The sequence below is a fragment of the Vibrio sp. 10N.222.48.A3 genome, from assembly GCF_041475345.1.
Taxonomy (GTDB): domain Bacteria; phylum Pseudomonadota; class Gammaproteobacteria; order Enterobacterales; family Vibrionaceae; genus Vibrio; species Vibrio tasmaniensis_A.
Map to the genome: position 1 here is coordinate 1 of NZ_JBFRVX010000466.1, position 501 is coordinate 501.

Genomic DNA, 501 nt, shown 5'->3' on the forward strand with positions numbered 1-501 from the left:
TCATTATAATCGATATTTGTTATTGTTGAGATTCAATCTTCTCAATAAATACCTTATTAAAATCATCAGAAGCAAGTGCTAAATCATCAAGAACAATAACATTTGATTCCAAATTTTTCTTAACAATCCACTTTCCCTTATCAGACTTATAGTAATCAATAAGTTGCCTAAGTTCTTCATCACTATAAACTAACAAACCTTTCATATATGCATTCATATATCTCTTTTTACCATACTGAAAAACTGGAGCATAATTTAATTCAACATACTCCTCTGTAAAATCGGGATATAGTTTGAAGAGCTGTTTTTTATATTCTACAAAGTAGTGCTCCACTGTTTGTTCAAATCCCAGAATTTCAGAAATCTCATTTTCCATCTTGCTTCTCTCCGTGGCTTGGAGAGGTAATGAGACACATAGCAACCAAAAACATAAAAGACTAACTTTCATTTACACCCCTTAATATGTGTGAAAAAATTAAATTACCACTATCTAAAGTAAAT

The 501-nt window shown here is 30.1% G+C and carries 1 protein-coding gene; it reads right to left on the reverse strand.

The genetic code is table 11. From position 1 onward, the window contains the following. Positions 1-19: 19 nt before the first annotated feature. On the reverse strand, positions 20-376 hold the full coding sequence (locus AB4653_RS13955) for a hypothetical protein (RefSeq protein WP_009846195.1): 357 nt from the start codon (positions 374-376) through the stop codon (positions 20-22). Positions 377-501: the final 125 nt, after the last annotated feature.